This is a genomic window from Escherichia sp. 93.0816, assembly GCF_013368855.2.
Classification (GTDB): Bacteria; Pseudomonadota; Gammaproteobacteria; order Enterobacterales; family Enterobacteriaceae; genus Escherichia; species Escherichia ruysiae.
Genome location: NZ_JABWNC020000023.1, coordinates 38,149 through 62,251 on the forward strand (window position 1 = coordinate 38,149; position 24,103 = coordinate 62,251).

Annotated in this window: 34 protein-coding genes and 2 pseudogenes; 32 read left to right on the forward strand and 4 right to left on the reverse strand. The window is 45.9% G+C overall.

The window, feature by feature from the left end:
- Window positions 1-565: 565 nt before the first annotated feature.
- The 23 genes and pseudogenes from rnhA to HEM79_RS18935 all read left to right on the forward strand — a co-directional run bounded on the left by rnhA (window position 566) and on the right by HEM79_RS18935 (window position 13,355).
- Window positions 566-1,159, forward strand: a complete 594-nt coding sequence (gene rnhA / locus HEM79_RS18830; protein ID WP_053271996.1) for a ribonuclease HI — start codon at window positions 566-568, stop codon at window positions 1,157-1,159.
- Between the two features lie 145 nt (window positions 1,160-1,304).
- Window positions 1,305-1,799, forward strand: a complete 495-nt coding sequence (locus HEM79_RS18835) for a hypothetical protein (protein ID WP_021533181.1) — start codon at window positions 1,305-1,307, stop codon at window positions 1,797-1,799.
- Window positions 1,800-1,808: 9 nt separating this feature from the next.
- On the forward strand, window positions 1,809-2,006 hold the full coding sequence (locus tag HEM79_RS18840; RefSeq protein WP_021533180.1) for a hypothetical protein: 198 nt from the start codon (window positions 1,809-1,811) through the stop codon (window positions 2,004-2,006).
- 93 nt (window positions 2,007-2,099) lie between these two features.
- Window positions 2,100-2,525 carry a tellurite resistance TerB family protein gene (locus tag HEM79_RS18845; RefSeq protein WP_021533179.1) on the forward strand — a complete coding sequence of 142 codons (426 nt, stop codon included), beginning with the start codon at window positions 2,100-2,102 and terminating at the stop codon, window positions 2,523-2,525.
- Entirely contained in the window at window positions 2,525-2,683 is a 159-nt protein-coding gene (locus HEM79_RS18850) for a DUF3927 family protein (RefSeq protein ID WP_014962273.1), read from the forward strand. Before HEM79_RS18845 ends, HEM79_RS18850 begins: the two co-directional genes overlap by 1 nt.
- A 139-nt stretch (window positions 2,684-2,822) precedes the next feature.
- Window positions 2,823-3,392, forward strand: coding sequence for a hypothetical protein (locus tag HEM79_RS18855; RefSeq protein ID WP_001718087.1), 570 nt, complete (start codon window positions 2,823-2,825; stop codon window positions 3,390-3,392).
- 55 nt (window positions 3,393-3,447) lie between these two features.
- Window positions 3,448-3,729, forward strand: a complete 282-nt coding sequence (locus tag HEM79_RS22930; RefSeq protein WP_021533177.1) for a hypothetical protein — start codon at window positions 3,448-3,450, stop codon at window positions 3,727-3,729.
- A 2-nt stretch (window positions 3,730-3,731) separates the two neighbouring features.
- Window positions 3,732-4,346: a hypothetical protein gene (locus tag HEM79_RS18860; protein ID WP_000467662.1), complete on the forward strand. Its 615-nt coding sequence runs from the start codon at window positions 3,732-3,734 to the stop codon at window positions 4,344-4,346.
- A 103-nt stretch (window positions 4,347-4,449) separates the two neighbouring features.
- The gene (locus HEM79_RS18865) at window positions 4,450-6,135 is read left to right on the forward strand and encodes a DUF4942 domain-containing protein (RefSeq protein ID WP_021520151.1); all 1,686 of its coding nucleotides are present in this window, start codon (window positions 4,450-4,452) and stop codon (window positions 6,133-6,135) included.
- A gap of 61 nt (window positions 6,136-6,196) precedes the next feature.
- Window positions 6,197-6,901 carry a hypothetical protein gene (locus HEM79_RS18870; protein ID WP_001718091.1) on the forward strand — a complete coding sequence of 235 codons (705 nt, stop codon included), beginning with the start codon at window positions 6,197-6,199 and terminating at the stop codon, window positions 6,899-6,901.
- Window positions 6,901-7,281: a hypothetical protein gene (locus HEM79_RS18875; protein WP_021520153.1), complete on the forward strand. Its 381-nt coding sequence runs from the start codon at window positions 6,901-6,903 to the stop codon at window positions 7,279-7,281. The genes HEM79_RS18870 and HEM79_RS18875 overlap by 1 nt, the downstream gene beginning before the upstream one ends.
- Window positions 7,282-7,400: 119 nt before the next feature.
- Complete coding sequence (locus HEM79_RS18880; protein WP_021533175.1) at window positions 7,401-8,042, forward strand: HD domain-containing protein; 642 nt, start codon at window positions 7,401-7,403, stop codon at window positions 8,040-8,042.
- The gene (locus HEM79_RS18885; RefSeq protein WP_021533174.1) at window positions 8,039-8,581 is read left to right on the forward strand and encodes a hypothetical protein; all 543 of its coding nucleotides are present in this window, start codon (window positions 8,039-8,041) and stop codon (window positions 8,579-8,581) included. The genes HEM79_RS18880 and HEM79_RS18885 overlap by 4 nt, the downstream gene beginning before the upstream one ends.
- Complete coding sequence (locus HEM79_RS22760; RefSeq protein ID WP_021533173.1) at window positions 8,581-9,081, forward strand: hypothetical protein; 501 nt, start codon at window positions 8,581-8,583, stop codon at window positions 9,079-9,081. The genes HEM79_RS18885 and HEM79_RS22760 overlap by 1 nt, the downstream gene beginning before the upstream one ends.
- Window positions 9,078-9,425: pseudogene (locus HEM79_RS18900) on the forward strand (ead/Ea22-like family protein); the annotation flags it as partial. The gene HEM79_RS22760 and the pseudogene HEM79_RS18900, both read left to right, overlap by 4 nt.
- A gap of 50 nt (window positions 9,426-9,475) precedes the next feature.
- A complete protein-coding gene (locus tag HEM79_RS18905) occupies window positions 9,476-9,799 on the forward strand; it encodes a ClpX C4-type zinc finger protein (protein WP_024187529.1) in 324 nt (107 codons plus the stop codon).
- Window positions 9,796-10,326: a hypothetical protein gene (locus HEM79_RS18910; RefSeq protein ID WP_021533171.1), complete on the forward strand. Its 531-nt coding sequence runs from the start codon at window positions 9,796-9,798 to the stop codon at window positions 10,324-10,326. The genes HEM79_RS18905 and HEM79_RS18910 overlap by 4 nt, the downstream gene beginning before the upstream one ends.
- A complete protein-coding gene (locus HEM79_RS18915; RefSeq protein ID WP_001355905.1) occupies window positions 10,323-10,508 on the forward strand; it encodes a hypothetical protein in 186 nt (61 codons plus the stop codon). The genes HEM79_RS18910 and HEM79_RS18915 overlap by 4 nt, the downstream gene beginning before the upstream one ends.
- Before the next feature lie 161 nt (window positions 10,509-10,669).
- A pseudogene (locus tag HEM79_RS22765) lies at window positions 10,670-10,921 on the forward strand (DUF551 domain-containing protein); the annotation flags it as partial.
- Window positions 10,922-10,939: 18 nt separating this feature from the next.
- Window positions 10,940-11,161 carry a hypothetical protein gene (locus HEM79_RS22770; RefSeq protein WP_001718095.1) on the forward strand — a complete coding sequence of 74 codons (222 nt, stop codon included), beginning with the start codon at window positions 10,940-10,942 and terminating at the stop codon, window positions 11,159-11,161.
- A complete protein-coding gene (locus tag HEM79_RS18925; RefSeq protein WP_001355893.1) occupies window positions 11,158-11,541 on the forward strand; it encodes a hypothetical protein in 384 nt (127 codons plus the stop codon). The genes HEM79_RS22770 and HEM79_RS18925 overlap by 4 nt, the downstream gene beginning before the upstream one ends.
- On the forward strand, window positions 11,538-12,164 hold the full coding sequence (locus HEM79_RS18930) for a hypothetical protein (protein WP_021533169.1): 627 nt from the start codon (window positions 11,538-11,540) through the stop codon (window positions 12,162-12,164). Before HEM79_RS18925 ends, HEM79_RS18930 begins: the two co-directional genes overlap by 4 nt.
- Before the next feature lie 801 nt (window positions 12,165-12,965).
- Window positions 12,966-13,355 (forward strand): HumD family translesion DNA polymerase, encoded by a 390-nt coding sequence (locus HEM79_RS18935; RefSeq protein WP_176242873.1) that lies wholly within the window; start codon window positions 12,966-12,968, stop codon window positions 13,353-13,355.
- A gap of 37 nt (window positions 13,356-13,392) precedes the next feature.
- On the opposite strand, the gene apbC is transcribed toward HEM79_RS18935, so the two are convergent.
- Window positions 13,393-14,493, reverse strand: coding sequence for an iron-sulfur cluster carrier protein ApbC (apbC, locus tag HEM79_RS18940; protein ID WP_000004356.1), 1,101 nt, complete (start codon window positions 14,491-14,493; stop codon window positions 13,393-13,395).
- Between the two features lie 157 nt (window positions 14,494-14,650).
- Between apbC and metG the strand changes: the two genes are divergently transcribed.
- From metG to HEM79_RS18985, 9 genes are all read left to right on the forward strand, one after another.
- Complete coding sequence (metG, locus tag HEM79_RS18945) at window positions 14,651-16,684, forward strand: methionine--tRNA ligase (protein WP_001755492.1); 2,034 nt, start codon at window positions 14,651-14,653, stop codon at window positions 16,682-16,684.
- Between the two features lie 161 nt (window positions 16,685-16,845).
- Window positions 16,846-17,145, forward strand: coding sequence for a DUF5983 family protein (locus HEM79_RS18950; RefSeq protein ID WP_021520099.1), 300 nt, complete (start codon window positions 16,846-16,848; stop codon window positions 17,143-17,145).
- Between the two features lie 36 nt (window positions 17,146-17,181).
- The gene (locus HEM79_RS18955) at window positions 17,182-17,367 is read left to right on the forward strand and encodes a hypothetical protein (RefSeq protein ID WP_000910476.1); all 186 of its coding nucleotides are present in this window, start codon (window positions 17,182-17,184) and stop codon (window positions 17,365-17,367) included.
- Between the two features lie 161 nt (window positions 17,368-17,528).
- On the forward strand, window positions 17,529-18,089 hold the full coding sequence (locus HEM79_RS18960) for a hypothetical protein (RefSeq protein ID WP_021520100.1): 561 nt from the start codon (window positions 17,529-17,531) through the stop codon (window positions 18,087-18,089).
- Window positions 18,090-19,652: 1,563 nt separating this feature from the next.
- Window positions 19,653-19,982: a hypothetical protein gene (locus HEM79_RS18965; protein WP_001755489.1), complete on the forward strand. Its 330-nt coding sequence runs from the start codon at window positions 19,653-19,655 to the stop codon at window positions 19,980-19,982.
- 153 nt (window positions 19,983-20,135) lie between these two features.
- Window positions 20,136-20,447, forward strand: a complete 312-nt coding sequence (locus HEM79_RS18970) for a hypothetical protein (RefSeq protein WP_000749407.1) — start codon at window positions 20,136-20,138, stop codon at window positions 20,445-20,447.
- Window positions 20,448-20,573: 126 nt separating this feature from the next.
- Entirely contained in the window at window positions 20,574-20,969 is a 396-nt protein-coding gene (locus HEM79_RS18975) for a hypothetical protein (protein ID WP_001717183.1), read from the forward strand.
- A gap of 117 nt (window positions 20,970-21,086) precedes the next feature.
- Window positions 21,087-21,461 carry a hypothetical protein gene (locus HEM79_RS18980; RefSeq protein WP_021512333.1) on the forward strand — a complete coding sequence of 125 codons (375 nt, stop codon included), beginning with the start codon at window positions 21,087-21,089 and terminating at the stop codon, window positions 21,459-21,461.
- A gap of 350 nt (window positions 21,462-21,811) precedes the next feature.
- Entirely contained in the window at window positions 21,812-22,294 is a 483-nt protein-coding gene (locus tag HEM79_RS18985; protein WP_001009193.1) for a hypothetical protein, read from the forward strand.
- Between the two features lie 616 nt (window positions 22,295-22,910).
- Here HEM79_RS18985 and HEM79_RS18990 read toward each other — a convergent pair.
- The 3 genes from HEM79_RS18990 to HEM79_RS19000 are packed head-to-tail and all read right to left on the reverse strand — an operon-like array spanning window position 22,911 to window position 24,063.
- Window positions 22,911-23,141 carry a hypothetical protein gene (locus HEM79_RS18990; RefSeq protein ID WP_000497810.1) on the reverse strand — a complete coding sequence of 77 codons (231 nt, stop codon included), beginning with the start codon at window positions 23,139-23,141 and terminating at the stop codon, window positions 22,911-22,913.
- A gap of 19 nt (window positions 23,142-23,160) precedes the next feature.
- Window positions 23,161-23,364, reverse strand: a complete 204-nt coding sequence (locus tag HEM79_RS18995; protein WP_000255469.1) for a hypothetical protein — start codon at window positions 23,362-23,364, stop codon at window positions 23,161-23,163.
- Between the two features lie 48 nt (window positions 23,365-23,412).
- Window positions 23,413-24,063 (reverse strand): hypothetical protein, encoded by a 651-nt coding sequence (locus HEM79_RS19000; RefSeq protein ID WP_001273881.1) that lies wholly within the window; start codon window positions 24,061-24,063, stop codon window positions 23,413-23,415.
- Window positions 24,064-24,103 lie beyond the last annotated feature (40 nt).

Consider the following 24,103-nt stretch of genomic DNA (forward strand, 5'->3'; position numbering starts at 1 on the left):
ATAAAGTGAATTGTAAGTGCTAAGATCTGATAGTTTCCAGTCGTAGACTGGAGACTCGACCTGATGGGTGGGGGTAAGCGTCACTGGCGTCAGGTTTAAAAAAGCTCACTACCAGCGTAGAACTGGTGCCGTTTAGGTGTCGGGGAAGGGGGAACCAAAGTGAGCGGAGACAAGGGTCACTTTATGATTGTCGAGTCTGGGGTGTTTCGAGAGGTTGAATCCAGTACTCCCCTTCATAAAGTGTGGGAAGATCTCGGTTCTGGGGTGCTGTCATCCATAACTTCCCAAGTCTAAGCTGGCAGTAGACTTAGACCATAACTTTTCAGGTTATGAAACGACCAGGTTGGTGAGGGATTTTTATACTCACCTCCCTGGGAGAGTATTACCTGAAAAGACAACCTCTCACTTCGTTCGAGGTGAACTTCACTCACTTCGTTCGTTCAGTTCAGGTTTATAAAAACCTGTTCTGGGAAGTAATTTGTTTATTTTAATAATTATTAACACGCACGCGTGTGCGCACGCGCGAGGAAAAAAAATCGGCGCGGCGCTTGATTCAGGAGTTTATATGACGACGAAGACACCAGCCCGATCGCAAGAAAAAACTCGCAAAAAAGCCAAAAACAAAAATTCTCCCCGCACCAATTCCACAACGCCTGTCGTAGAGTTCAATCCCCAGCTTAAAACCGTGAAAATCTTCAGTGATGGCTCTTGCCTTAAAAATCCGGGTGGCCCGGGCGGTTACGGTATAGTTCTCCAGTATCGTGGTGAGGAACGCGAGTTCTCAGATGGTTTTCATAGCACCACCAATAACCGCATGGAGATGATGGGGGCACTTATCGGGCTGGAGCGTTTGAAATATCCATGCAACGTTATTTTGCACTCTGATAGCCAGTATCTGAAAAACGGCATGACACAGTGGATGAAATGGTGGAAACGCAATGGATGGGTGACTTCTGACAAAAAACCGGTAAAGAATGTTGATCTGTGGAAGCGTCTGGATGAGGCTGCAAGTCGACATAATGTTCGCTGGAAGTGGGTTAAAGGTCACGCCGGGCATCGTGAAAATGAAATATGTGATCGACTCGCGAAGATCGCAGCTTTTTCCGCAGCAGATATGCCTCACAAGAAAGATATTGGTTTTGTTTACAACAAGCAGTAAGTAAGTGTTTACCTATCATTTTAAATCATGTATCTTATCGGCGTCAGGATGACAATGTGTCGGTAAGACACAGTTCCAGGATGGAACGAGAAAGGCGGCTGGCAATCGCCAGCCGCAACTCTTTCTGACACTGGATGGAGTCCACATGGCACGTCAAACCTATTTCACTTCTGCAACTAAACGTCCTCGTTCACTACGTCAAATTTTGGCCGAATTATTTAGCGGTCGTGTTCTGTCACGTCTTGATGAACTAGAGACTGCCGTTCGGTTGCTGAATGAACGTTTAGATAAGCAAGCGTCAGTTGTTGCGAACGTGGGGGCGATTGTTACCTCTGGTTCTTCACGCGAAGCGAAAAGTACACGGCCTTTAGTGAAGGAGAAAAACAACAAGGACAGTTCGAATGGAAAATTTTCAAAGAAAGAGGCTGAAACCAATGGCCTACGTTCTCATTATAGTTTCACTGGCGACGGTAGCCGTTCCAGCCGGCCAGAGCCTTTTGATGCCGGGTTCATCCATCACCACACCTCCGTCGACGACAATTACCACCACTCCAGTAGAGCGTCCTGTCACTCTGGATGGGATGACGGTGGATGCGATACCTCAAGTTCATCCAGTTACTCAGGATCATGCTGTGACTAAGGCGGTTGTATGAACTGGTTTTCAAATCACTTTGGAAAAACTTGGCTGGCGATTCTGGCTTTCATAGCTCTCATGGCCGCCGGTTGGGTATCGAACATTGTAAAACTCGTTTGCTCTGGTGATCTCCAGTTTCAGGCTGGTATGACCTTGGCTCGTGTTGTTGGGATTTTTGTTTTTCCAGTCGGTTCGGTACTTGGTTATTTCTGACGGTTGTTAGTGCATATGCATTGACCGTCTTTTCGTAAGCAATTCATGTAACTAGAAAACAACTTGTTTTAACAAATAACAAAAGGAAAGCACATGTTAGGTTTATTCAAAAAGAAAACTCGTAAAGCTGTTATCGAGGTCAAAAAAATGGAGAACCGAGATGCGGTTGAAGCCACCGTGTGGGGCGCGTACATGATCTCCTATGCCGATGGCACATGCGACGCAAAGGAAATTTCCATTCTTGAGAAAACAATTGCAGCTCTGCCTGCGTTTTCTCCGTTTGCTGGTGAGATTGCCCAAATGAGCGCCAATATCCGTGCTCAATACGAAGCCTCACCGCGCCGCGCTAATGCCCAGGCTTTACGTGAGCTGGCTGATGTGGCCGGGACTAATGATGCAGTAGATGTACTGTGTCTGTGCCTTGATATTGCCGACCAAGACGGTATTGGCGAACAAGAAGAGCTGGCCCTGAAAAAGATCGCACAGGCGCTTCAGTTGTCACTGGATGCTTATCTCTAATGCTTGAGAGATTCCGGCTTGTGACCGTCATTGCTCTTCTGGTGATGGCGGTGTTGGTGGATTTTACGGGAAAGATGATGTCTGTCATTTCTGATGGCGTCCTCATTGGTCTGGCGATCTACTTCGCTTATCCGCTAGTCCGTAAAGCAACGTGTTAATGACAAGGGCCAAATGGCCCTTGTGTTTCGTTGACCGAAATAGAGAGTTTGCACCTTTACGTTTAGCTTGCTCCCCTTTTATGCCACATCACAATAAAGCCAATAAGAAAACAACTTGTTTAAGCATTAGGAAAAACACATGTGCAAGAAATGCAAAGCGATAGCTGATGAACAAAACGCCTTATTCGAAGAAATGGATGCTAATGAACTGGTCAAAATGTTAGCCATTCTTCGAGGAATAGAAGACGTTTCCATATTTGAGAGAGTGGTTACAGCACTTAATTTTGAGTCCACCTTTGAAGAGCCAACTCAGGTTGTAGCTTTAGCACATCATTTCGGTGTTCATTATCTTGCTGAAAAAGAGCGCGCTGATAAGTTGCAGGCGACTTTGGATATGGTGAGCGAGACTCAACGAACTGATGACACTAACAAGAGTGAGGCGATTATTGCCAGCAAAGATCGTGAAATTGCTGGGCTTAAATCCTCTCTAACGATGTTGATGTCTGCGTTCAATCTTATGTCTTCTCAGGCGGGTTATAAAATGCCATCACTAAACAGCGATGATCCGATGGCCGTTCGTCAGCTTTTGGGAGCAATGGCCGACCAACTCGACGACACAAAGAGTCGGCTTGAAGACATGATGCGTGAGTTAAGCCATCGACATAACCTCGCAACACAGCCACACAAAGCCTTTCAAAGCTCTAATTGATCTGATATGGCCGCATGATCGGCCATATTGTGTTGATAAAAAACAAGGATGAAAAATGGCATACGGTACAGGGATTTACAACAATAAAGGAATTAACGTTACTGGCTTCCTTACTCCTATTTTTTTTCTTGATCGATTTACTGCGTCATCAGGCTCTAAGACGTACTCCAATCCGCCACCGGGTAAATCGCTACATGCCGTGTGGTCATTGATGCCTCTTAACAACGACAACTACATTAATTTACCTGTTCCAACAGTTACTATTAATGGAAATACGGTTAGTTGGTCAAATTTATATACGGGGCTTGGTTCTTACATATACACATACTGGGGATAATTATGTTCGGGATGTCAATTACTCAATCAGATGGAAGTTTGTGGATGAGTCCAGAATTTACTCCGCAAAATCTGATTAATAAAGGGACAATGTCTACATCTAAAGGTTCTGTTTTTCAAACATCAATCCCATCAAACAAATCATGCTTTTTCTTCATAAAAAGCAGTAATAAGGCGAACATGATGTTTATTCATGAGCATAGTAACGGATACAATGCTCTCAGATTGCATCAGGTAAATGGTAGCCCCGGAACAATAACAGTTTATGCTTTTTCTGATATGGTGTTACCACATTCTGGCTATGGCATTGCCATGTATAACAGCGCAGGCGCAATGGTGTATCACGGTGAGATGATGCCCCTTGATGCGAAACTTATCACTATTTCTGACCCTCAATTTACAATAGATATGGGGTATCCATGTGCGGTAATGCCTGCTATGGTTGGGGTATATAACTATAGACGAACCGATTACGACAGACCTGTCTATGTAACAATGACAGGTGCAACTGGAAACCAAGTATATAACGGTCAATGGTATTCCGGTAATGTCACATGGGATATTAAGAAGATTTATACAAACAAAATTCTGGTGATAAATACCTCCAAGTATGATTAGCCAATGCCTTTATTTGAAGGATTGCCTGTTTATTTCTATTTAGTACCTTTTCATTTTTGAAATAATTGCACCATTAAACAAATCACTTCTTAATGGTGCAATTATGAATACAGCCCTTTCCATCATCGACGATGCCAACTCAAACACTGCTATCGACTATCGGCAGGAAATGAACGTCATCCACGAAATTGTGGCCGAGTGCGAGAAAGAGATCGCCTTCATGTATCAGGTACACGACTTCGTTTATGGCGACGAACGCCACAACATGATTAATCGCCTGCTGAGACTAAACCATCGACCAGATGAAGATCGCTCGCGTTTAAATCGAGGTTGGTTGGATAAAGTCGATCTGGAATGGGTGAAACAGAATATTTGGGCCGAGTACTGGAGGAAGGTCACGGACATGACTAACGTTTTGCTGATCATGCCAGCTTCCCGTCGAGATGAGTGGCGCGAGCAGTTTATAGAGGGCAAACAGGAAGTCATCAAAACTGACAGAACCGGCTACCAGATGAAGGTTAAAGAGTTCGTTGGTGTACCGGAGTTCAAAGCAGAAACGGTCATACCCACGATGCTTAATTTGCTGAATGACAGGCACAAATATCTCTCTGAGCGCGTGTATGGCTTGTTTAAGGCGCTGAGTCCTGCGCACAAGACAAATAAGACAAACGGTTTCAGCGAACGTCTGATAATCGCTGACTGCATTTCTGATTTCTGGCGGGACAGCGTTAGTGTGAACTATCGCAAAGAGGACTATATCGACGATCTGCGTGTCTTGCTTCATTTCTTCGCGCACAAAGAATTTATTACCATCAACCGCACTGCTGAGGTGCTATCAGCTGCGTATCGGGCAAACGACTGCCAGACCGGTGACTGGATGAACGTCGATGGAAATCTAATGCGCGTGAAGATGTTCAAGAACGGCAACGTTCACTTTGAAATACATCCTGACGTGGCCTGGAAGTTGAATGAGGTGCTGGCTTACAGTATGCCTGCTGCAATCCCCGCGCCATGTCGCACCGCGCCAAAAACACGGGCACCAAAGCAGTTCGGGTTAATCCAGAAGACGATCTCCGTGCCGGTTCGCACTGCGCTTCGTGACGGGCGATTAAGCAAAGACAAAGGCGTATGGTACTTCTCTGATTCAGCTCTCCAGAAGTCGCAGGTGGAAGAGCTTGAGCGCACACTGAGCTTCATTGGCGGCGTGCAGGAGAAAAAGCACTGGCAGTTCCCGTATGAGATCGGCCATACGCTAAATACGATTGTGGCTACCGGATTAATACCGGATACAAAATCACACCAGTTCTACCCTACCCCACGCTTGATTGCTGAGTACGTTGCCAGAGCCACTGAATTGAAGTCTGGTGAGAAGCTGCTGGAGCCTCAAGCCGGACGTGGGGATCTTCTGGCCTATATCAACGCCGATCTGGAAGATGTTACCTGCATAGAAATCGCACCTCTCTTCGCTGATATCCTGCGCGGAAAAGGGTATACGAACACGATTTGCTGCGACTTCATAAAGTGGTCTGAGGACAACGTAGGTTATCAGTTCGACAAAATCGTTATGAACCCGCCGTACTCGCTTGGTCGTCATAGAGAGCACACGCTGGCTGCGCTGGGGCATCTGAAAGTCGGCGGGCGTCTTGTAGCAGTATTGCCGGGCACTGCGCCAATACTGGACTGGATGACGATGGATAATTACGTTTATGCCAGAGGGAAGTCGTTTACCAACGAGTTTGAAGACACAGGGATCACAGTCAGCGTATACGTTTTCAAACGCGTTAAATGATAGGTAAATACTTACCTAATTTGTGTAAGAATGTAGTTACTAAACGATAAGAGAAAAACACATGAACAACCTCCAGTTAGAGCATTTTAACGTCACAGGCCATTCTGATTTTCCTTTCAAGTTTACATTGAAAGGTTATGCAGAGGATGCGGTAGGCCAGATCATTATTGATAAAGGCATCGTTAAGTTTGAGGGGGATTTTGATGAATCCGCGAAAACATTCATAGACTTCGTTGCCAAACGTTGGAGCGAGCAATGGAAAAACCTGGAAAAGCGCGCCAATGAGTTTGATCGGTTCATGGATGCAATGGATACAGCAAAAGAGGCTCTTGATGCCGGGACTCCGTTAGATCTGGAGTCACTTTTCAACGGCGAAGTGGCCTCTGCGATGTTCGCCACCATGTTCGCGGGTGAGTTCGTCCGCAGCGGTGCCAAAAACTACCTTGAGCTGGATTACAACGTCCCTGCAATTGGCGATTTCGTCGTTACCATCCAACGCAAAGAAGGTAAGACGCCAGGTGAACGCGTCGCAGAGCTTGAGGCCGTTGTGGATCAGCGTAACGGAGAGTGTGACCGTTTGATCAACGAGCTTCATGCACTTCGGGAAGAAAGAATATGTGCGGGTAGCAATACACGTAATGCAGCGGATATCTACTTCCAGTTAGTTGAGGAATGCCAGATTCCACCAGGTGGCTCTCTTGTCGATTACGTCAGACATTTAATGGCGGAAGTTAACTCCAGCCATAAAGATGGTGAGGTGCGCTGATGTTTGGCATTGACGCACAGCGTATAGCCGCTTTTGCAAAAAGCCCTCTTGATAATCCCTTGTCTCGTAGTGAGCAAATGGAGCTGGCAAGGCTTTTTCTTCACATTCAAAAACAGGCAGACATTTTCAATAACATGCCTAATCAACCTATTCTGGATGGTCACATCCAGATGGTCATTAACAGTCATGAGAAAGGCTGGGCTGCAATCGTCCCCTGCACAATTACATACAAGTTGGCGAAAGAGGTTCAAGAGTTTCGAAAAGCCAGTGTCGAATCGGAGTCTACCAAAGCCGCAATAAACACTCTTATTCGCATGGGGTTCACATGGACCGGTGGAGCCTACTGGCAAGCACCTCACCCCATTTTATCCGGCAATTAGACGCTACAAATCCTTCGGCATGAATAAATAAAGGCCATAAGTTGTGGCCTTAAATAAATTGTTTTCTACCTTTTCTTATTTGTGAAAATAACCACAACTAGAAAACAACGGAGTTAAGAATGTCTAGTATTTCCGAAGCTCATATGTTCGCCGCTGGCGCTCATGGTGGCGTTGGTCAGAAAAGAAAATATACCGGCGAAGACTACATCAACCACCCGGTTGCTGTCCGAGAGATTGTTGCATTGCATGACGGAACCGTGGAGATGCAAATCGCGGCGCTTCTGCATGATGTGGTCGAAGACACCCATGTAACCATAGAGATGGTTCGTGATCACTTCGGTGAGCGCGTAGCTGAAATGGTTCAGGCTCTGACCAACATTGCAAGGCCAGAAGACGGCAATCGAATACAGCGTTTCATCATCAATGTCCGGGAGCTGGAGCAAAATCTCGACATGCAGACGCGCATGATCAAGCTGGCTGACCTGCTCGACAATACCTCTTCTATCGTGAGTCGCGATCCCGAGTTTTCAGCTGTCTACCTCGCAGAGAAAGAACTGATGCTGGACGTACTCTTTCACGGCAAAGAGATTGGTGCCAACGCTGATGTTGTCGAGTACATGGAGAGGATAGGTATAGAACACCCGTTGCTATTAAGCGCAATGGCGAAAGTCACTGAAGGTATTGCGCTTCTGAAACCGGTACACATCAAACGTTATGAAAAACACAAATCGCTGATCTGGAGCGCGTGGGAGGCTGCATGAAGGTCGAAAAAATAGATGTTCTTTCCTTTGTGCTGACGGATCTGGAACGCCTCGATCCGGTTCGAGTGATGATTGAAAACTACGAACCTGGTAAGGGAAGAATCACCATCATCTGCTACGGAAAAGCGTGGACTGCGGCTTGGTTTGCTATGGGCGGTGATGATGTGCAGACGTTCATTAAGCGGGTCAGCAACGAGTATCTAATCGGCTATTTCGACTCTCAACTGCGAAGCACGGTCGACGATGACAACGATGCAAATCTGCTTTTCGTGAAGTCAGAAATCATAAAGTTACGAAGAGAGAGAGAAATCGACGCCGTACTGGCTCGTGAAATGTGGGACGAGGCGGAAAACACCGATGACGTAAAAGAAAGCTGCTGTTGTTTCGGCGTCGGTAACAAACTGCTGAATCTCTTTGGTGATGATCCGTGGTATGCCGACTGGCCAACGGTACCAAACCCGAAATACCAGTATCTGGAACGCATTGTGAACGCGGTACGTGAAGGGCTGAAAGAGTTAGATAAGTTAGAGGCATCGTAATGAGAGAGAAAATCAAGAACCCGGTCGTCGTATTGTATAAACGGGAAACCAGCGATTCTTATGCGGTATCCATCACTGATGGAAGCCAGAACATGCACGATGGTCTGCTAATGGCCTCCGTATCTCCTGATGATTCTGACTACCCTTTCGCCACTTTCGCTATGGTTGGTTACTACATGGCTGCCGAAATTGAGAAGTTGCGAGCGCAGAGAGACGCATTAGCGGCGGAGAATGCAGCCCTGAAAGAATCTGAGCGAGCATTCGATGCGATGTGTGCCGAGGAACACGGAGATAATTGGGTTAGCGAATTAACGGAGACTCCAGCCACCGATGCTTTTCTGGCTGAAGTACGTGCGCAGGGCGTGGATATGGCTCGTAACGCGATGATTGATTTTGTTGATGGTGAAGTTGGGCCAAACAAGAACGTTCCGGGGCTGATTAGAGGCGCAGAGATATGCGTAAGTATTGCTGAACAGCTTCGTAAAGGAGTCATCCAGTGAGCAAGATTGACTATCAGGCACTGCGTGAGGCGGCAGAGCGTGCAATTCCGGCAATGGAACGCCTGTTAATGTTGCCAGTTGATGATGATCTGATATGCGAACAGGAACTTAAAGATAGCGGTGTTGATATTGATGCCCTCAACGCCTTCAAATTTCTGGCCGGACCAGAAACCGTGCTGGCACTACTGGATGAGATCAACGCATTAGAGGAAACGCGTATCAACGATGTTTGCCGTATTGCGGAACTAACAAAACAACTGGAGTTGGCAAAATCAAAACTCAACGAGCAGCGTGAGTATTACGAGGGCGTTATCTCGGATGGAAGTAAGCGCATAGCCGCTCTTCTTCGCAAGGACAATCTTGCCAGCGCCACGAACATTGAAGGTGAAAGAAAATGACCACATCGCACTCTGCTATTACCCAAGAAAAAGCCTTCAACATACTCGAACGACTAGAGACGCTCGCTACGGAGGAGGAGATATCCCCGGAGAAACTGGTTGAGTTCAGCCGTGTGATATTGCGTCGCAAGAACGATATGGAGCGGCTGACATCTGGCGCTCCATCCTTATCAGTCAGGCGAACACTTTGTTGCAGCTTCTGCAACAAATCCCAGTACGCCGTCAAAAAGTTAATTGCTGGGGACGCCGTTTTCATCTGCGACGAGTGTGTGGATGTGTGCAACAGAATTATCCGGGGAGAGAAAGAGAGATCAGCATGAAATTATCCAAATTTTCTGAGTTGGTGAATCGTATTTTGTCCAACAACCACAGCCATCGTCGCGATATGGATGTAACGATCGTTGTTCATTCGCCTGGTCGCATCGGTTCAACACCATCAGTTGAGGTTCAGTCAATTCAGGCGGGTTTTGATTGGGATGCCGGGCAAGTGATGATTTTTCCATCACAGCCACTGACCACGCTAACACCAGAGCAGGTTGCTGATATCGCTGATAGTGTGCGCAAAGGTCAGTCTTGGCACGCGTATCAGGAATACAAGAAGCATAAAGAGCAGTTGGAAAAATTGTCGATGGAGTTGGAAGCCGCTAAACAGCGGGAAAAAGATCTGTTTATGGAAAATGTTCGACTTAAGTCAGGTATAGCCGGTCTGATACACCTCGGTATTCGATATGCGGATGTTGAGGTCATGAAAATTGCTGGAGATGCCCAGCTTTCTACTCCATGCACTGACAGCATCATAAACAGCATTGCAGCAGGCATTTTCACCAAAGAGGGGGCAGCACGATGAGAACACTAGAGGTTCGCGCTGAAGACGTAATCCCTGGTGATGTGCTCATAACATCTAAAGGTCAACAATGTGCGGTTAAATCTTTTTGGATGGAAAATGACAAAGTGACTCTGTTCGGTACGGATGGTTCCGAAACTGATTATGACTACGACGAATTGCTTGTTGTTGAGAGAGCTGCCTAATGACCACCGTTAACAATAAGAAATGCTACCCAAGCGAGAAATATCTTAATGAGCTGATCACCAACATTGAGTTTGCTGCAAGGGCACCAGTTGAAGTCGTGAGAGCGATTGCAGCAGAGCTACAGAAGCACCGTAAGGCCTATGCCAATACAGCCGCATCTAAGGATGGTTGGATAAGCTGTAGTGAGCGAATGCCTGTAATTGGCGAGCTAAATTGGAGAACTAGTTTTCCTTTACTGGTTACGTGTGAGATCGGCGTTATACCTGCTTATTACGGCTTTGTGAGCGTTAATGGTGATAGGCATTATGGCTTTATGGAGAGTCTTAAATACGGAGACGATAACGGCAACCATCCTCAAACTAATGAATATGGTCTGATTAGCAATGTCACACACTGGATGCCACTACCAGAACGCCGCAGGAGTCGAACAGTGAATAATGCAGAGTTATTTCAGAAAATATCGGCTCTCGCGACTGAATGCCACGCTATAGCATCTGAGCTTGATGTTGGCGATGAACGAACCGAGATGTTCGAAATATACAGTGTGCTGCGCAATCTCTGTCGGCGTGGCTACGCCACTCAAGTAGGGCGAATGACTAACCCACTACTCTCATCCTGTGATGAGGATGACTCGGATGAGGATGACGAATGATGCATAAATCAGTAGCCGGTGAGTTTCAGAAGGAAGTCGATAATACCACTGATCTATTGGACGATATTTTAAGCATTCTCGCGCTGCTTGAGGCTGGCGATTGGTCAGAACATTGCACTAAAACAGAGCTAGGCGGTCGGCTTGAAAGAGAGATTACACGACTGATTAGCGATGCCCAAAATGATTTGTCACCTGAGCATCTCCCCTGCGATGTAGTTCTTGTGCCAGGGATGAGGATACACGAAGGCGTCAGAACGAAAACATTATTAACCGCATTACAGAGAAGAGCCGAACTAAGCTCGCGGATAAAGTTGATGCCATCCAAAATATTTGATGTCGTCAAATTTACGCCATCGCAACATACTGAGAGAGATAAATGAGCACGGTAGCGAAAGATCTCACAGAAGATATTCTCAATGAAATTATTGCTGGTGCAAATACCTCGCTTGAGCAACTTCTTGCGTTAGCACTGAGAGCCGAACGTCGAGACAGAAATTGTTTTTATGAGCGATTACCAGGGAAGCGACCAGATAGATCGGATGAAGAAGGTTGCGATATAGACTACATGGAGCCTTCAGAGATTTATCAACTTGGTAAAGATGACGGCTGGAACGCTTATCACGATGCTGTGATGAAGTTGGATGAAAAAGTTAAACCTCTTTCTCGACCGGTAGATCACGGTTTCCGCGATAACTGCGAATGCTCTAGTTGCCAGACCACGGCCCGTATTTGTTCCGAATTGACAGATAAGTCCAGCCTAATCTACGAAGTTAATGTAGGCGGTAATACATGGGTCGAATGCACAAGAGCTGCATACGTAAGAGCAAAAGACAAGGGTGAATTAACCAGAGTTGTTACCAATCACCCAAATAATGAGCTTAAAGATCACCAGATTCGAGAACTGGTGAACGAGTTGAGAGATATTGCGGTTCAGTACCACGGAACGCAGCAATTGCGGGAGAAGATTGCCAGAGCAGTGAACAACTCAGTCCGTAAAAAATAAGCAATAGTACGATAAAGAGGCCCCATGCTCTTGATGGGGCCTGTAGCAACTAGCGTTATGGACGCTGGTTTACGTACTCAATGATCGCTTTGATAATCGCGAACATCGGCGGCACGATTTTGAACAGTAAGTTAACCATAACAGGCCTCACTTAGTTTTATCGCGCCTAGCTGCAAATACCTTTGGGCTTGCCTTTGCAGTTGCAATATCTGTAGTCGCCAGATACTTACGGCACGATTTCGAGTTAAGGTAAGGTTTTAGAGTCACCAAAAACCTGGACTTAAATCTTCTTTGAGAACAACGATGTTTAGTAAATGGTCATTATTACCTGGTATGACCACTCAACGTTTCTTGATGAATCCAGTACATTCGGTTAATCTTAATTCAGTCGCCAGATACTTATGGCTCAGGAACAGAGCCGCAAACTCTGTTTCCTTTTAAAAAGCCCAGCCTAGTCAACTGGGCTTTTTAATGTCTATTTTTAACCCAATGAACCTTCAATACCGCAACATCAGTGTCTTGCGAATTAAGATAGTGTGTATAGGTTATGCATGCAAGTGCATAACTCTGTGGATAACTCAGGAAGGAAAAAGTAGCTTCCGCGCAATTTAGGCCAGACAAGGCTTTCGCAAAAGTCAACAGAGAGAAAAAATTTGTTAAAAATAACGTTTGTTGGAATTGTATATATTTATGCCTTTCAATAGTTAGCATCTTATTAACATCTTTTTTAAGAGATAGAGTTCAAAAATATATAGCTTCAACATATACTGTATGTATATACAGTATTAAGAGGCGAGTATTATGAGCTTCCCTTCTCCTGCGGCGGATTATGCTGAGAGCCGTATTTCTCTTGATCAGCAGATAATTAGACATCCTTCAGCGACCTACTTCATGAGGGCAGCTGATAGTCATCATCGTGAGGGAATATTACAGGGTGCATTGCTGGTGGTCGATTCCTCACTTACCCCGGTTGATGGTTCTCTGCTTGTATGCGCTCTGGATGGGGAATATCGCGTAAAAAGATACCGGAAGTATCCACGTCAGCATCTGGAGGATTTAAGAACCGGTAAGAAGGAAGCATTGCCAAAGGATGACGATGGATGCACGGGCAGCAATGCCGTGTTTGGTGTGATCACTCACATTATCAACGACGCAAGAAGTGGCGAGTTTGATGATTGTCCCGTGATGTAGGAGAACTGATTAGGCGGTGCAATGCACCGCCTTTTTATCACACTGCGCGGAATGCGATTTCGCCAGGTATTACTTCACCTTGCCAATACATTTGGGCAGCAACGCGATCTGCGAGGTCACGATAAATAGCCGTAAATTCGCTATCTGGACGACTAATAACGGTTGGTGTTCCGTTATCCAGATCTTCACGAAGAGAGATATGAAGTGGCATTTGGCCTAACAACTGCGTGTTGTATTTCTCGGCCAGTTTCTGTGCGCCACCGGTGCCAAAAATTGGCTCGTGATGACCACAGTTACTGCAAATATGCACACTCATGTTTTCGACGATACCCAGTACCGGCACTTCGACTTTTTCGAACATCACAATGCCTTTCTTCGCATCGATCAGCGCGATGTCTTGCGGCGTAGTTACCACAACCGCACCAGTTACAGGAATGTTCTGCGCCAGCGTCAACTGAATATCACCAGTGCCCGGCGGCATATCGAGAACGAGATAGTCCAGATCAGGCCATAGAGTTTCCTGCAACATCTGCATCAGCGCCTTGCTGGCCATCGGTCCACGCCACACCATTGCATTGTCGTCGGTGACCAGATAACCAATAGAGTTGGTTGCCAGGCCATGAGACATGATAGGTGCCATGTGAGTACCGTCAGGTGAGGTTGGACGTTGGTTTTCCGCGCCCAGCATGGTTGGAATTGATGGACCATAGATATCGGCATCCAAAATACCAACTTTCGCACCTTCAGCAGCCAACGCCAGTGCCAGGTTTACCGCCGTGGAGGATTTACCCACGCCGCCCTTGCCTGAGCTGACGGCGATAATGTTCTTAACGCCATTAATGCCTGGTTGGTTTTTGACGCGCTTAAGCGTGGCAATGTTGTACGACAGCTTCCAGTCAATAGCCTTTGCGCCAGTGATACGGAGCAGATCACCACTACATTGCTCTTTCAGGTCTTCAAAAGGCTTATTCCACACGAAAGGCATGATTAGTTCGACATGCAGTGTGTCATCCATCAACGCAACATGGTGTAACGCTTTAAGCGTAGTCAGGTTGTGTTTCAGGGTTGGGTGCTGAAAATTAGCCAGCGTACCGGCTACCATTGCTCTCAGGGCATCCGGCGATTTGGACTCGCTCATCCCGTCTCCTTTATTTTAATTTGCGCAATTGTCGCCTTGTAGTGTACTCCAGCTACGACATTTAATCATTTATGAGAAATGCTGTTATCACATGGCAGACATAAGGCCATTTTGTTACTATCAAGCCCCTTTTCACTACAAAGAAGTAATGCCTACTATGACCCAAGTCGCGAAGAAAATTCTGGTGACGTGCGCGCTGCCGTACGCTAACGGCTCAATCCACCTCGGCCATATGCTGGAGCACATCCAGGCTGATGTCTGGGTTCGTTACCAGCGAATGCGCGGCCACGAGGTTAATTTCATCTGTGCCGACGATGCCCACGGTACGCCGATCATGCTGAAAGCACAGCAGCTTGGTATCACACCGGAGCAGATGATTGGCGAAATGAGTCAGGAACACCAGACTGATTTCGCAGGCTTTAACATCAGCTATGACAACTATCACTCGACGCACAGCGAAGAGAACCGTCAGTTGTCTGAGCTTATCTATACTCGCCTGAAAGAGAACGGTTTTATTAAAAACCGCACCATCTCTCAGCTGTACGATCCGGAAAAAGGCATGTTCCTGCCGGACCGTTTTGTGAAAGGCACCTGCCCGAAATGTAAAGCGCCAGATCAATACGGCGATAACTGTGAAGTTTGCGGCGCAACATATAGCCCGACGGAACTGATCGAGCCGAAATCAGTGGTTTCTGGCGCTACGCCGGTAATGCGTGATTCCGAACACTTCTTCTTTGATCTGCCCTCTTTCAGCGAAATGTTGCAGGCATGGACCCGCAGCGGCGCGTTGCAGGAGCAGGTGGCAAACAAAATGCAGGAATGGTTTGAATCCGGCCTGCAACAGTGGGACATCTCCCGCGACGCGCCTTACTTCGGTTTTGAAATTCCGAACGCGCCGGGCAAATATTTCTACGTCTGGCTGGACGCGCCGATTGGCTACATGGGTTCCTTCAAGAATCTGTGCGACAAGCGCGGCGATACCACCAGCTTCGATGAATACTGGAAGAAAGACTCCACCGCCGAGCTGTACCACTTCATCGGTAAAGATATTGTTTACTTCCACAGCCTGTTCTGGCCTGCCATGCTGGAAGGCAGCAACTTCCGCAAGCCGACCAACCTGTTTGTTCACGGCTATGTGACGGTGAACGGCGCGAAGATGTCCAAGTCTCGCGGCACCTTTATTAAAGCCAGCACCTGGCTGAATCATTTTGACGCCGACAGCCTGCGTTACTACTACACTGCGAAACTCTCTTCGCGCATTGATGATATCGATCTCAACCTGGAGGATTTCGTTCAGCGCGTGAATGCCGATATCGTGAACAAAGTGGTTAACCTGGCCTCCCGTAATGCAGGCTTTATCAACAAGCGTTTTGACGGCGTGCTGGCAAGCGAACTGGCTGACCCGCAACTGTACAAAACCTTTACTGATGCCGCTGAAGTGATTGGCGAAGCATGGGAAAGCCGCGAATTTGGTAAAGCTATCCGTGAAATCATGGCATTGGCTGACCTGGCTAACCGCTATGTCGATGAACAGGCTCCGTGGGTGGTGGCGAAGCAGGAAGGACGCGATGCCGATCTGCAGGCGATTTGCTCTATGGGCATTAACCTGTTCCGCGTGCTGATGACGTACCTGAAGCCGGTACTGCCGAAACTGACTGAACGTGCAGAAGCATTCCTGAATACAGAACTGACCTGGGATGGTATCCAGCAACCGCTGCTGGGCCATAAAGTGAATCCGTTCAAGGCACTGTATAACCGCATCGATATGAAGCAGGTTGAAGCACTGGTGGAAGCATCCAAAGAAGAAGTGAAAGCCACAGCCGCACCGGTAACTGGCCCACTGGCTGACGACCCGATTCAGGAAACTATCACCTTTGACGACTTCGCCAAAGTTGACCTGCGCGTGGCGCTGATTGAAAACGCAGAGTTTGTAGAAGGTTCTGACAAACTGCTTCGCCTGACGCTGGATCTCGGTGGTGAAAAGCGTAATGTCTTCTCAGGCATCCGTTCCGCTTATCCAGATCCACAGGCACTGATTGGTCGTCACACCATTATGGTGGCTAACCTGGCACCACGTAAAATGCGCTTCGGTATCTCTGAAGGCATGGTGATGGCTGCTGGCCCCGGCGGGAAAGATATCTTCCTGTTAAGCCCGGATGCTGGTGCTAAACCTGGCCACCAGGTTAAGTAATTAAACAACCTCTCTTCGCAATGCCCGGCAACACGCCGGGCATTTTCATATAGACACAATCCCTTCTGATTTACACAGTACCTAAAACAATTTGTTTTCTGCCTTTTGTTGATGGAGATAATAAACCACATAAGAAAACAACTTGTTTTGGAGTGGTTGAAATGTTGAACATTACCCAAGCCTACCAGGTGGCATTGATCAGCTCATCTCATACATCAGAGGAAGATGCTCGCCGATTCATGATCGCAAGCAATGAGCTGGATTGGGTTTCACAAATTGAGTACGGTTGCATTGTCCACGCCGGGTTACAGGACGATGACTGGAAAGATGAGTTGCGTCGATATGGTATATCCGAGGGCGCGATTGCGAACATTCAGAAAGTACTTGATGTAGGCTTTGACTCTGTACATTTTGATTGTGGTGCACCGGTCGTTGAAGGGCTAGAGTGCTGGCAATGGTAATCCGGCAATCGCTTCATACTAGACAACGGAGAATTTATGCTTAAAGAAGACTCATATCTACTAAAGGCGCTTGAAATGCGTGGCGTTGAACCTACAGTGAAAAACGCTCACGATATCTACCTTCAGTTTTCACCGGAGCTGAAACGGTTCATAAATCAATACGGGGTTAATGACTCAAGTGTTAAAGCAATGATAGATGATGAATTAGACCATCTCATCTAATCGTTTCCTATGATAATGGTTTTCACTTTGAGATTGTTATTTTTCATAGCTAAAGCTGATGTTTGTGGAAGGTGGATTGATAAACGGATGCGTATTTAGGTTATACAAGTGAGAAAATTGATAATATATAAACGCGATTTTTATGTGATGGAATGGATGTGATGGAAACCCAGAACCAACAAACAAAACCTCTGAATAACATTTATGCGTGGATTCTAGCGTTCATGCCTTTCTTCTTTGGAGTATCGCCGGAAGAGTATACCAATTACGCTATTATAATTGGGGGTGTAACTACCATCGGTTTGTTAGTAGCTGACAGAATGGCTCTATCGGAGTCTGGCTGTGAACCACCTTCAATTCTATGGGGGGTATTCCTCCTGCCTGTCTATCTCTGGAAGCGCGCGACTATTACAAAAGGCAGCAGAGTGCCATTTATCATAATCGTTGCGTCGCTGGCTTGGGTTATCTTCATCGGCATCCCACACAAGGACGAGGTTGCTCTTGAAGAAGCAGCCTGCCCTCTCGTGACAACTATTCTGAAAGAGAATAACGGTTCGACTGCACCAAAATGTATGAAGGTGACAATAGAGGACAAGGTGACGGATAAGTTCTATAGAGCAACGGCTACACTAGACAATGGTAATGACATTAACATTACTCTGGAACTTACCGGCGACAGGAACTTCTACGTCCGTGTTCCAAATGTTTATCTGAACAACTAACGGTTGCAACTCATTGATAATGGCGGTCACAATTTGATTCTTTTCTATAAGAATCCGTTGATCGCCACTACTCCCCTTCCATACCCGCAATCACATCCTTAAATATCAATAAGTTATAGTTGTTTATACAATCAAGAAAACAACTGAATAACAGATCAACGAAACATCAACGCTTTCACCCGATTTGGTCTAAAAAATTGACGTTTTCACACATCACTGCTTATACCCGTAATTCTACGCAGCAGACAGCGCCACAGCGTCCAATTTTCACCACAGACGACCCAACACACTACCAACAAAAACACACGCTCAAAATCGTTCCCGTTGCGTTACATAACCATATAAACAACTTATTTTCAGGCATAACAAAACAACTAAATAACACATATGCCATTCCCAAAACAACCAACCTCTTTATGGCAGGCTACCGAAAAGACCCACCTCTTCTTCCCAGGCTACCGGACAACCAACCTAACTTTCACAGGCAATCCGAAAACATTCATACGCGCGATACCCACGACACGCCATTACCCAAACAGCGAAGAAACATCAGAATCACTGAAACCCCAACGAAGCCTGTAACCGCAAGGTTTCTCTCAATCCCAAAAGACACGAAACATAACAATCACGGGAAACGCCATTACCCAATACACGAATAACTACAAAAGCCCTTCACGCACTCCAGACAAACAACTCAAACACAATAACGAAAGGAATCGCCCACCTGCCATTACTCCATACACGGAGAAGAACAATCACCAAAACGACGAGAACACCCCATAGAAGAACCACCGCAAAACGAACGAAACCATTTACACCGACAGAGAGAACAACACGCCCAATTCACCAACAGAAATAGTCGCCGTATAGAACGTTCTGGAAGGAGTGAGCATTAACGCCTATAGAGAGGTTGAGACAGATAAAACACGAAGAAAACATAACATGTATAGCGAAGAAGCCAGGTATGTATAAGTGGGGAGGGAAGGAGGGGTGTCGCCTCCTTTTTCGTATTTATTCAACTCCTGATTTTATCCCCCGTAACACCCCTACGGTCAGCCTTCGGTCCATACAGGGAAAAGGTTGCATCCCGCTACAGAAACGGCTGGGTTGCCTTCGGGGAACGGCTGGAGGTTTTCAGGGAAACGGTCGAGTTGCCTGTGTGGATTTCGGGAAAAGGCTCGATGCCGGTTCAGGAACGGCGGCGTACCGGTATAGCGTGAGGGAGAGTTGCGGCTACCCACCTGTAATGTGCGGGAAGAAGAGAGGCGCTCACGTGCAGGCGAACTTACTTACCGCTGGATTCCCTCTGAATGCCCAGCTACAGCGTAATTGTGCCAGACAGCCAACGGGTCACAATCGATTTCAGTAGGTTTTCGGGGAGAGGATTATTCTGCCCACCAGCCACCTTCGGCCACTAAATCAGAATAATGTAAAAAGTGTACTCGATACTGAACCTGAAAACTCACTGCCAAAACAACATTCACCGGAATAAAATCCTTTTTCGCCTGTGCGTTATTGCGATAATAACACCAACGAGAAAACAAGTTGTTTAAGGATTGCTTTATGTTTGCAAATATCGACATCAACCAAATCAAGAAATTAACTCAAAAAGAGTTTGATCAGTTTTATGAGTTAGAAGGTTGGTCTTCCACTCTGATCAATTCGCGGTGGGTGCTTGAGCTGATGACTCGTGATGACGCACCTGCTTTGATGATTTGCGACATGGGTGAAGATGCTGACTTTATGGATATGAGCGAATTTTGTGTGGACACATACAACCGCAGCCAGAAGTACTACTTCACATGCGATAGCGAAAATGACGTGATTTCTAAGGTCTATCTTCACCTCGTCCAGCATTGGGACGTTCAGGAGTTTCTTGAAGTATTCGAGTAACCCCAACCAAAGCCAGCAATGCTGGCTTAATTTCTCTATAGCCGCAGGGAGGAACCTGCATATCGATCATGCACCTGATCATTATGCTTTGTAGCCGTTTTCTTACTGGTATTATTTACGCCATTGAGAAAACAAGTTGTTTACGGAGTTGTGATGAAAAAATCATTGGTTCTTGGTCTGGACAAAGACCAGAAGAGAAAAGAGAAGCCTGCACTGGTTGCTCAATTAACTTTGCTAGACATCGTTGCCAATGGAACTTCTATTCGTCTGTTCCGTGAAACAGCGGTGTCTTTCGATAAAAACACCTTTACTCGTTATGTAATGAATGTTCGTCGCCAGCGTGGAAAAGGATGGGTGGCATTTCAAAGAATGTGGCCGGAACATCAGCTCGAACTGGCCTTGATGGAAGTTAACCGCGTGGCCCAGCAAGAAATTCAGAGAGCATCAGTGATGGCAATAGCCTGATAATGTGCAAGTGGTAATTAGTCGACAGTACGACAGCCCCGCCATCCTTACGGGGCTTTTTTGTATTGTAAGTACATACTTACGATCATAGAATATAAAAATAACCAATACACTACGGAGAGTGAAATGACCGTTAAACGCGAAAAACTGACAGTTGATGTTTACTATGCCTCTGAAACCGCCGAAGGTAAGAATGTGGCAAAAATCACCGTTGTTACGTACAACACCGAAACTGGTGCCGAAGTCCAGGCCAGTACGATCGTGCGTAAAGGTGACGCCTCCGGCGGCGAGTACGCGACTCAATACCAGTCCATTCTCGATGCAACTGACCCGCTGCTGCTGAAAATCGAGAACTACTTCCGCCAGGTTGATGAAGAGGTGTTTGAAACCATGATGAATATGGTTAACACCGTATTCGCCTCCAGCCTGAACACCAGCACCACCTGGATTGGCCAGTACGGTCTGCGCATTACCTCTGGCATTCCTGCCGACACCTTAATCCCTGAAAGCGTATTCGCTTAATCCTCTTTAAATGGCGCGTAAACCGCGCCATTTTATTATGCCCGATAACAATTTGTTTTCTGCCTTATCAGATTTGTGAAAATGATTTCACTGAAGCAACTTAATAAGGAAACCATCATGGGACTTGATATCTATATCGAGACACAGCCTAAAAACGATCTGAATAACGAGGCATCCAGAAAGCAGGTTGCTTACTTCCGTAAGTTCAATGCGCTCGTTGGGTGGATGGAGCGCAACGTAGGTGAAGTCGAAAATTGTGAGCTTTTAGAATTAACGATGAATGACATTTGTCTTCTGAAAGCTCATTTGATGCACATAAACGAAAGCAATTGCGAAGAGTACTTGCCTACTCGGGAAGGTTTTTTCTTCGGCAGTCAGGAGTACGACGAAGGTTACTGGCATGACGTGGATAAGCTGAAAAAACTTGTGGAAGACCTGATCAGGAACCACGACTTTCACAATAACAGACTGACCTTCTGCGCCTGGTGGTAAATATGGGCGATTTCAAGAAACGCCTGAAGGAAAGAGCCGAGATGGTCAGAAAGCAAAACGCCTCTTCTGTCATCAGATACGCAAGGCAGTTTAGTCGCAACAACAAATCAGTTGAGGAAAAGATCCTTAGCGTAATCGGTCGATAATTATTAAGGCCATCAGCATTGATGGCCTTAAATGACCATCCTGTTTCCCGCAGGCTAAAAACACCAACCTCTTACCTCCAGGCAACCGACAAACCCACCTGTTCCCGTCCGGCTACCGCAACTTTCCACTTTGACGCCTTATTCGTACAACGATAATTAACACCAATAAGAAAACAATTTGTTATTTACGATAAGGAATTAATCATGAATTTTATCGCTACTGTAAACGCACCCGCACATGGCAATATCGCTGTAACGTTCTCTGACATTGAAAAACGAGTACTTGGTGCATGGCGCGACAATGAGACGGTAGAACTGTCAGCACAAGAAAAATGCATTATTGCACGCGACATCATTGGCAATCGTCGTTACTCGCGGGTATTTGAGAAAGCGTATGTGGTAAATTCTGGATTCGGAACGTTCGTCTTTCCGGTGCGCTCCGGGCGATTCTGCCAGTCCAAGCTGATTGAGTTCGCTACGCAGATTTCTGTCTGGATTAAAACTCAATCGTCGTTCAAATTTTCCGACGATGAAGCAGTATCGCAGGGGATGCGGATCGCCAACAATGCAATTAAATGCAAAAACATTACGTATACCGCTGGCGTTGATACATGGAAACTGTTTTGCGCTAACTTTATGCTGAATGTATACGCAAGCAACCGCATCCACATCCTTGATGGCGTGTAACTGAGAAGAGGGCCAGAAACGGCCCTTTCTCTATAGCCACCAGCTGCCGCAGGGAAATTTTCAGAAACGGCGAGGAACGTATTCATGAGCCGACGGGGAACGGCCAGGATTTTTTCGGGAAACGGCTGCATTCGCCTTTATGTAGAAAAAACATCGGGAAGCTGGTGGAATCCAACCAGCGGTTGTCGGACAGGTGAGCGGGGAAAATTATGATGACTTTCGTCACCTGAGACATCCAGATTTCTTTCGTAGCATAATTACATACGTGATTAAGTGGTGTGATTATGTGAAAAATCACGCGCACATAATACGCGAGCGGATACGGAACAAAACAAAATGCCGATCCGCGCCGACAAATAAACGCGGATCATAAAGCAAGACTAAAAGCCAATGATTAACCATACTCTATAGCGCAATATAACGCGTTTTAAGCGCGTTAATGTGTTAAGTAATGGGTATGTACTGGTAAGGATATAAAAGCGCGTCTATGGCGTTATTTTGGCGCTTATTTTTATGTTGTTGGAGTGAGTTAAAGACAATAAAAAACGCGCCATCATTGGCGCGTTTTGGTGGGAGTATTGGAAACGAAAAAAGCGCCCATAGTGGGCGCTCGATTTTATTTGTGTAAACTGATTTTAAATCCCATTTCTACAAACGCTTTTAACATTAAAAATATATCAGCGTCGTTCACGTCTGCTTTTTTTCGCTCCTGGTCGCTCAATAAGTCAATTTTGCGCGTCGTTTCATCTATAAGCTCGACTGCGCGCCCAGCGTAACCAGCGATCCCAGCGATGCGATTAACATAATATTCATTATGGACGTTAACGCCAGCGATAAGAACAAACATGATTAAGCTCCTTAAAAAATTAAATAGAATTTTGAAGTTTTCCGATTAATGCGCTTAAACGTAAGTATTCACGTTTACGCTTGCAATCTCGCTTGCTGTTAAGCAAATCAGAAAACGTAAAATTTAATTGGTCGCGTTGCGCGATCAAATCATCGATTAATTCCAGTTTATAAGCGCGATACTTTGCGCGATATTCCGCGCGGATCTTGTCATAGCTGACCATTTTTAAAGCTCCTTTAAAGCGCCCACTATGGGCGCTTGATTCCATTAATTACGCTTTGAAAGCATCAGCTAAATAATTGTAGAAATCATTTTTAATGAAGCGATATTGCTGAGTACCAGCTTTCGCACTCCCAGCTCCTTTGACTTTTTCAACAAGTCCAAGACGTTCGCAAAGATTGATCAACTGGTTGGCTTGAGTATAGCCAGCGTCCAATTTAATTTCACACGCTTTTTTAGCTTCATTCATTAAATCGAAAACAGCGCCATTGGTGAACGTGTCGATCTCGTCGTTAATCATATCGATTAAAGCGAATACACGAGATCCAGACATATCAGCGATGGAATAAACGCATTTACCAGATTTAATTGATTTAACCAGATAAACCAGTTTTTCCAGAGAATAACTATTAGTCATTGCATCACGGAAAAATACTTCTGGCGCTTGTTTGCTTGCTTTAATCGCATAGTAGAAAACAGAGCATAATTTTTCGTCTTCTACTGCGTTTACGACGTTGTTGATGAAGTAAGCAAGTTTAGTGGTCGCAGCTTGCATATTTGCTTTGTCTGCTTTAGTGTGCGTACCATTTTTATAATGTTCGTTATATGTTTGAGTTGCCAGATCTGCTTTTTCGCGCAGTTCATCGGATACAATGGAAGCAGCTTCAATGATGGATTTTTTAGAAATGATAATGTTAGCCATGATAATTTTTCCTTATGTAAATTTAAAATTTATTGTCGTT

What these genes read in the sequence shown, in the direction of transcription:
- metG (WP_001755492.1), top strand. Translation starts at nt 14,651, where the DNA reads ATGACCCAAGTCGCGAAGAAAATTCTGGTGACGTGCGCGCTGCCGTAC.
- HEM79_RS18930 (WP_021533169.1), top strand. Translation starts at nt 11,538, where the DNA reads ATGAGCACGGTAGCGAAAGATCTCACAGAAGATATTCTCAATGAAATT.
- HEM79_RS18880 (WP_021533175.1), top strand. Translation starts at nt 7,401, where the DNA reads ATGTCTAGTATTTCCGAAGCTCATATGTTCGCCGCTGGCGCTCATGGT.
- HEM79_RS18845 (WP_021533179.1), top strand. Translation starts at nt 2,100, where the DNA reads ATGTTAGGTTTATTCAAAAAGAAAACTCGTAAAGCTGTTATCGAGGTC.
- HEM79_RS18850 (WP_014962273.1), top strand. Translation starts at nt 2,525, where the DNA reads ATGCTTGAGAGATTCCGGCTTGTGACCGTCATTGCTCTTCTGGTGATG.
- apbC (WP_000004356.1), bottom strand. Translation starts at nt 14,493, where the DNA reads ATGAGCGAGTCCAAATCGCCGGATGCCCTGAGAGCAATGGTAGCCGGT.
- HEM79_RS18870 (WP_001718091.1), top strand. Translation starts at nt 6,197, where the DNA reads ATGAACAACCTCCAGTTAGAGCATTTTAACGTCACAGGCCATTCTGAT.
- HEM79_RS18915 (WP_001355905.1), top strand. Translation starts at nt 10,323, where the DNA reads ATGAGAACACTAGAGGTTCGCGCTGAAGACGTAATCCCTGGTGATGTG.
- HEM79_RS18910 (WP_021533171.1), top strand. Translation starts at nt 9,796, where the DNA reads ATGAAATTATCCAAATTTTCTGAGTTGGTGAATCGTATTTTGTCCAAC.
- HEM79_RS18885 (WP_021533174.1), top strand. Translation starts at nt 8,039, where the DNA reads ATGAAGGTCGAAAAAATAGATGTTCTTTCCTTTGTGCTGACGGATCTG.
- HEM79_RS18905 (WP_024187529.1), top strand. Translation starts at nt 9,476, where the DNA reads ATGACCACATCGCACTCTGCTATTACCCAAGAAAAAGCCTTCAACATA.
- HEM79_RS18995 (WP_000255469.1), bottom strand. Translation starts at nt 23,364, where the DNA reads ATGGTCAGCTATGACAAGATCCGCGCGGAATATCGCGCAAAGTATCGC.
- HEM79_RS18875 (WP_021520153.1), top strand. Translation starts at nt 6,901, where the DNA reads ATGTTTGGCATTGACGCACAGCGTATAGCCGCTTTTGCAAAAAGCCCT.
- HEM79_RS18970 (WP_000749407.1), top strand. Translation starts at nt 20,136, where the DNA reads ATGAAAAAATCATTGGTTCTTGGTCTGGACAAAGACCAGAAGAGAAAA.
- HEM79_RS18955 (WP_000910476.1), top strand. Translation starts at nt 17,182, where the DNA reads ATGCTTAAAGAAGACTCATATCTACTAAAGGCGCTTGAAATGCGTGGC.
- HEM79_RS18860 (WP_000467662.1), top strand. Translation starts at nt 3,732, where the DNA reads ATGTTCGGGATGTCAATTACTCAATCAGATGGAAGTTTGTGGATGAGT.
- HEM79_RS18865 (WP_021520151.1), top strand. Translation starts at nt 4,450, where the DNA reads ATGAATACAGCCCTTTCCATCATCGACGATGCCAACTCAAACACTGCT.
- HEM79_RS18960 (WP_021520100.1), top strand. Translation starts at nt 17,529, where the DNA reads ATGGAAACCCAGAACCAACAAACAAAACCTCTGAATAACATTTATGCG.
- HEM79_RS18975 (WP_001717183.1), top strand. Translation starts at nt 20,574, where the DNA reads ATGACCGTTAAACGCGAAAAACTGACAGTTGATGTTTACTATGCCTCT.
- HEM79_RS18925 (WP_001355893.1), top strand. Translation starts at nt 11,158, where the DNA reads ATGATGCATAAATCAGTAGCCGGTGAGTTTCAGAAGGAAGTCGATAAT.
- HEM79_RS18950 (WP_021520099.1), top strand. Translation starts at nt 16,846, where the DNA reads ATGTTGAACATTACCCAAGCCTACCAGGTGGCATTGATCAGCTCATCT.
- HEM79_RS18835 (WP_021533181.1), top strand. Translation starts at nt 1,305, where the DNA reads ATGGCACGTCAAACCTATTTCACTTCTGCAACTAAACGTCCTCGTTCA.
- HEM79_RS18840 (WP_021533180.1), top strand. Translation starts at nt 1,809, where the DNA reads ATGAACTGGTTTTCAAATCACTTTGGAAAAACTTGGCTGGCGATTCTG.
- rnhA (WP_053271996.1), top strand. Translation starts at nt 566, where the DNA reads ATGACGACGAAGACACCAGCCCGATCGCAAGAAAAAACTCGCAAAAAA.
- HEM79_RS18855 (WP_001718087.1), top strand. Translation starts at nt 2,823, where the DNA reads ATGTGCAAGAAATGCAAAGCGATAGCTGATGAACAAAACGCCTTATTC.
- HEM79_RS18985 (WP_001009193.1), top strand. Translation starts at nt 21,812, where the DNA reads ATGAATTTTATCGCTACTGTAAACGCACCCGCACATGGCAATATCGCT.
- HEM79_RS18965 (WP_001755489.1), top strand. Translation starts at nt 19,653, where the DNA reads ATGTTTGCAAATATCGACATCAACCAAATCAAGAAATTAACTCAAAAA.
- HEM79_RS22760 (WP_021533173.1), top strand. Translation starts at nt 8,581, where the DNA reads ATGAGAGAGAAAATCAAGAACCCGGTCGTCGTATTGTATAAACGGGAA.
- HEM79_RS18935 (WP_176242873.1), top strand. Translation starts at nt 12,966, where the DNA reads ATGAGCTTCCCTTCTCCTGCGGCGGATTATGCTGAGAGCCGTATTTCT.
- HEM79_RS18990 (WP_000497810.1), bottom strand. Translation starts at nt 23,141, where the DNA reads ATGTTTGTTCTTATCGCTGGCGTTAACGTCCATAATGAATATTATGTT.
- HEM79_RS22930 (WP_021533177.1), top strand. Translation starts at nt 3,448, where the DNA reads ATGGCATACGGTACAGGGATTTACAACAATAAAGGAATTAACGTTACT.
- HEM79_RS19000 (WP_001273881.1), bottom strand. Translation starts at nt 24,063, where the DNA reads ATGGCTAACATTATCATTTCTAAAAAATCCATCATTGAAGCTGCTTCC.
- HEM79_RS18980 (WP_021512333.1), top strand. Translation starts at nt 21,087, where the DNA reads ATGGGACTTGATATCTATATCGAGACACAGCCTAAAAACGATCTGAAT.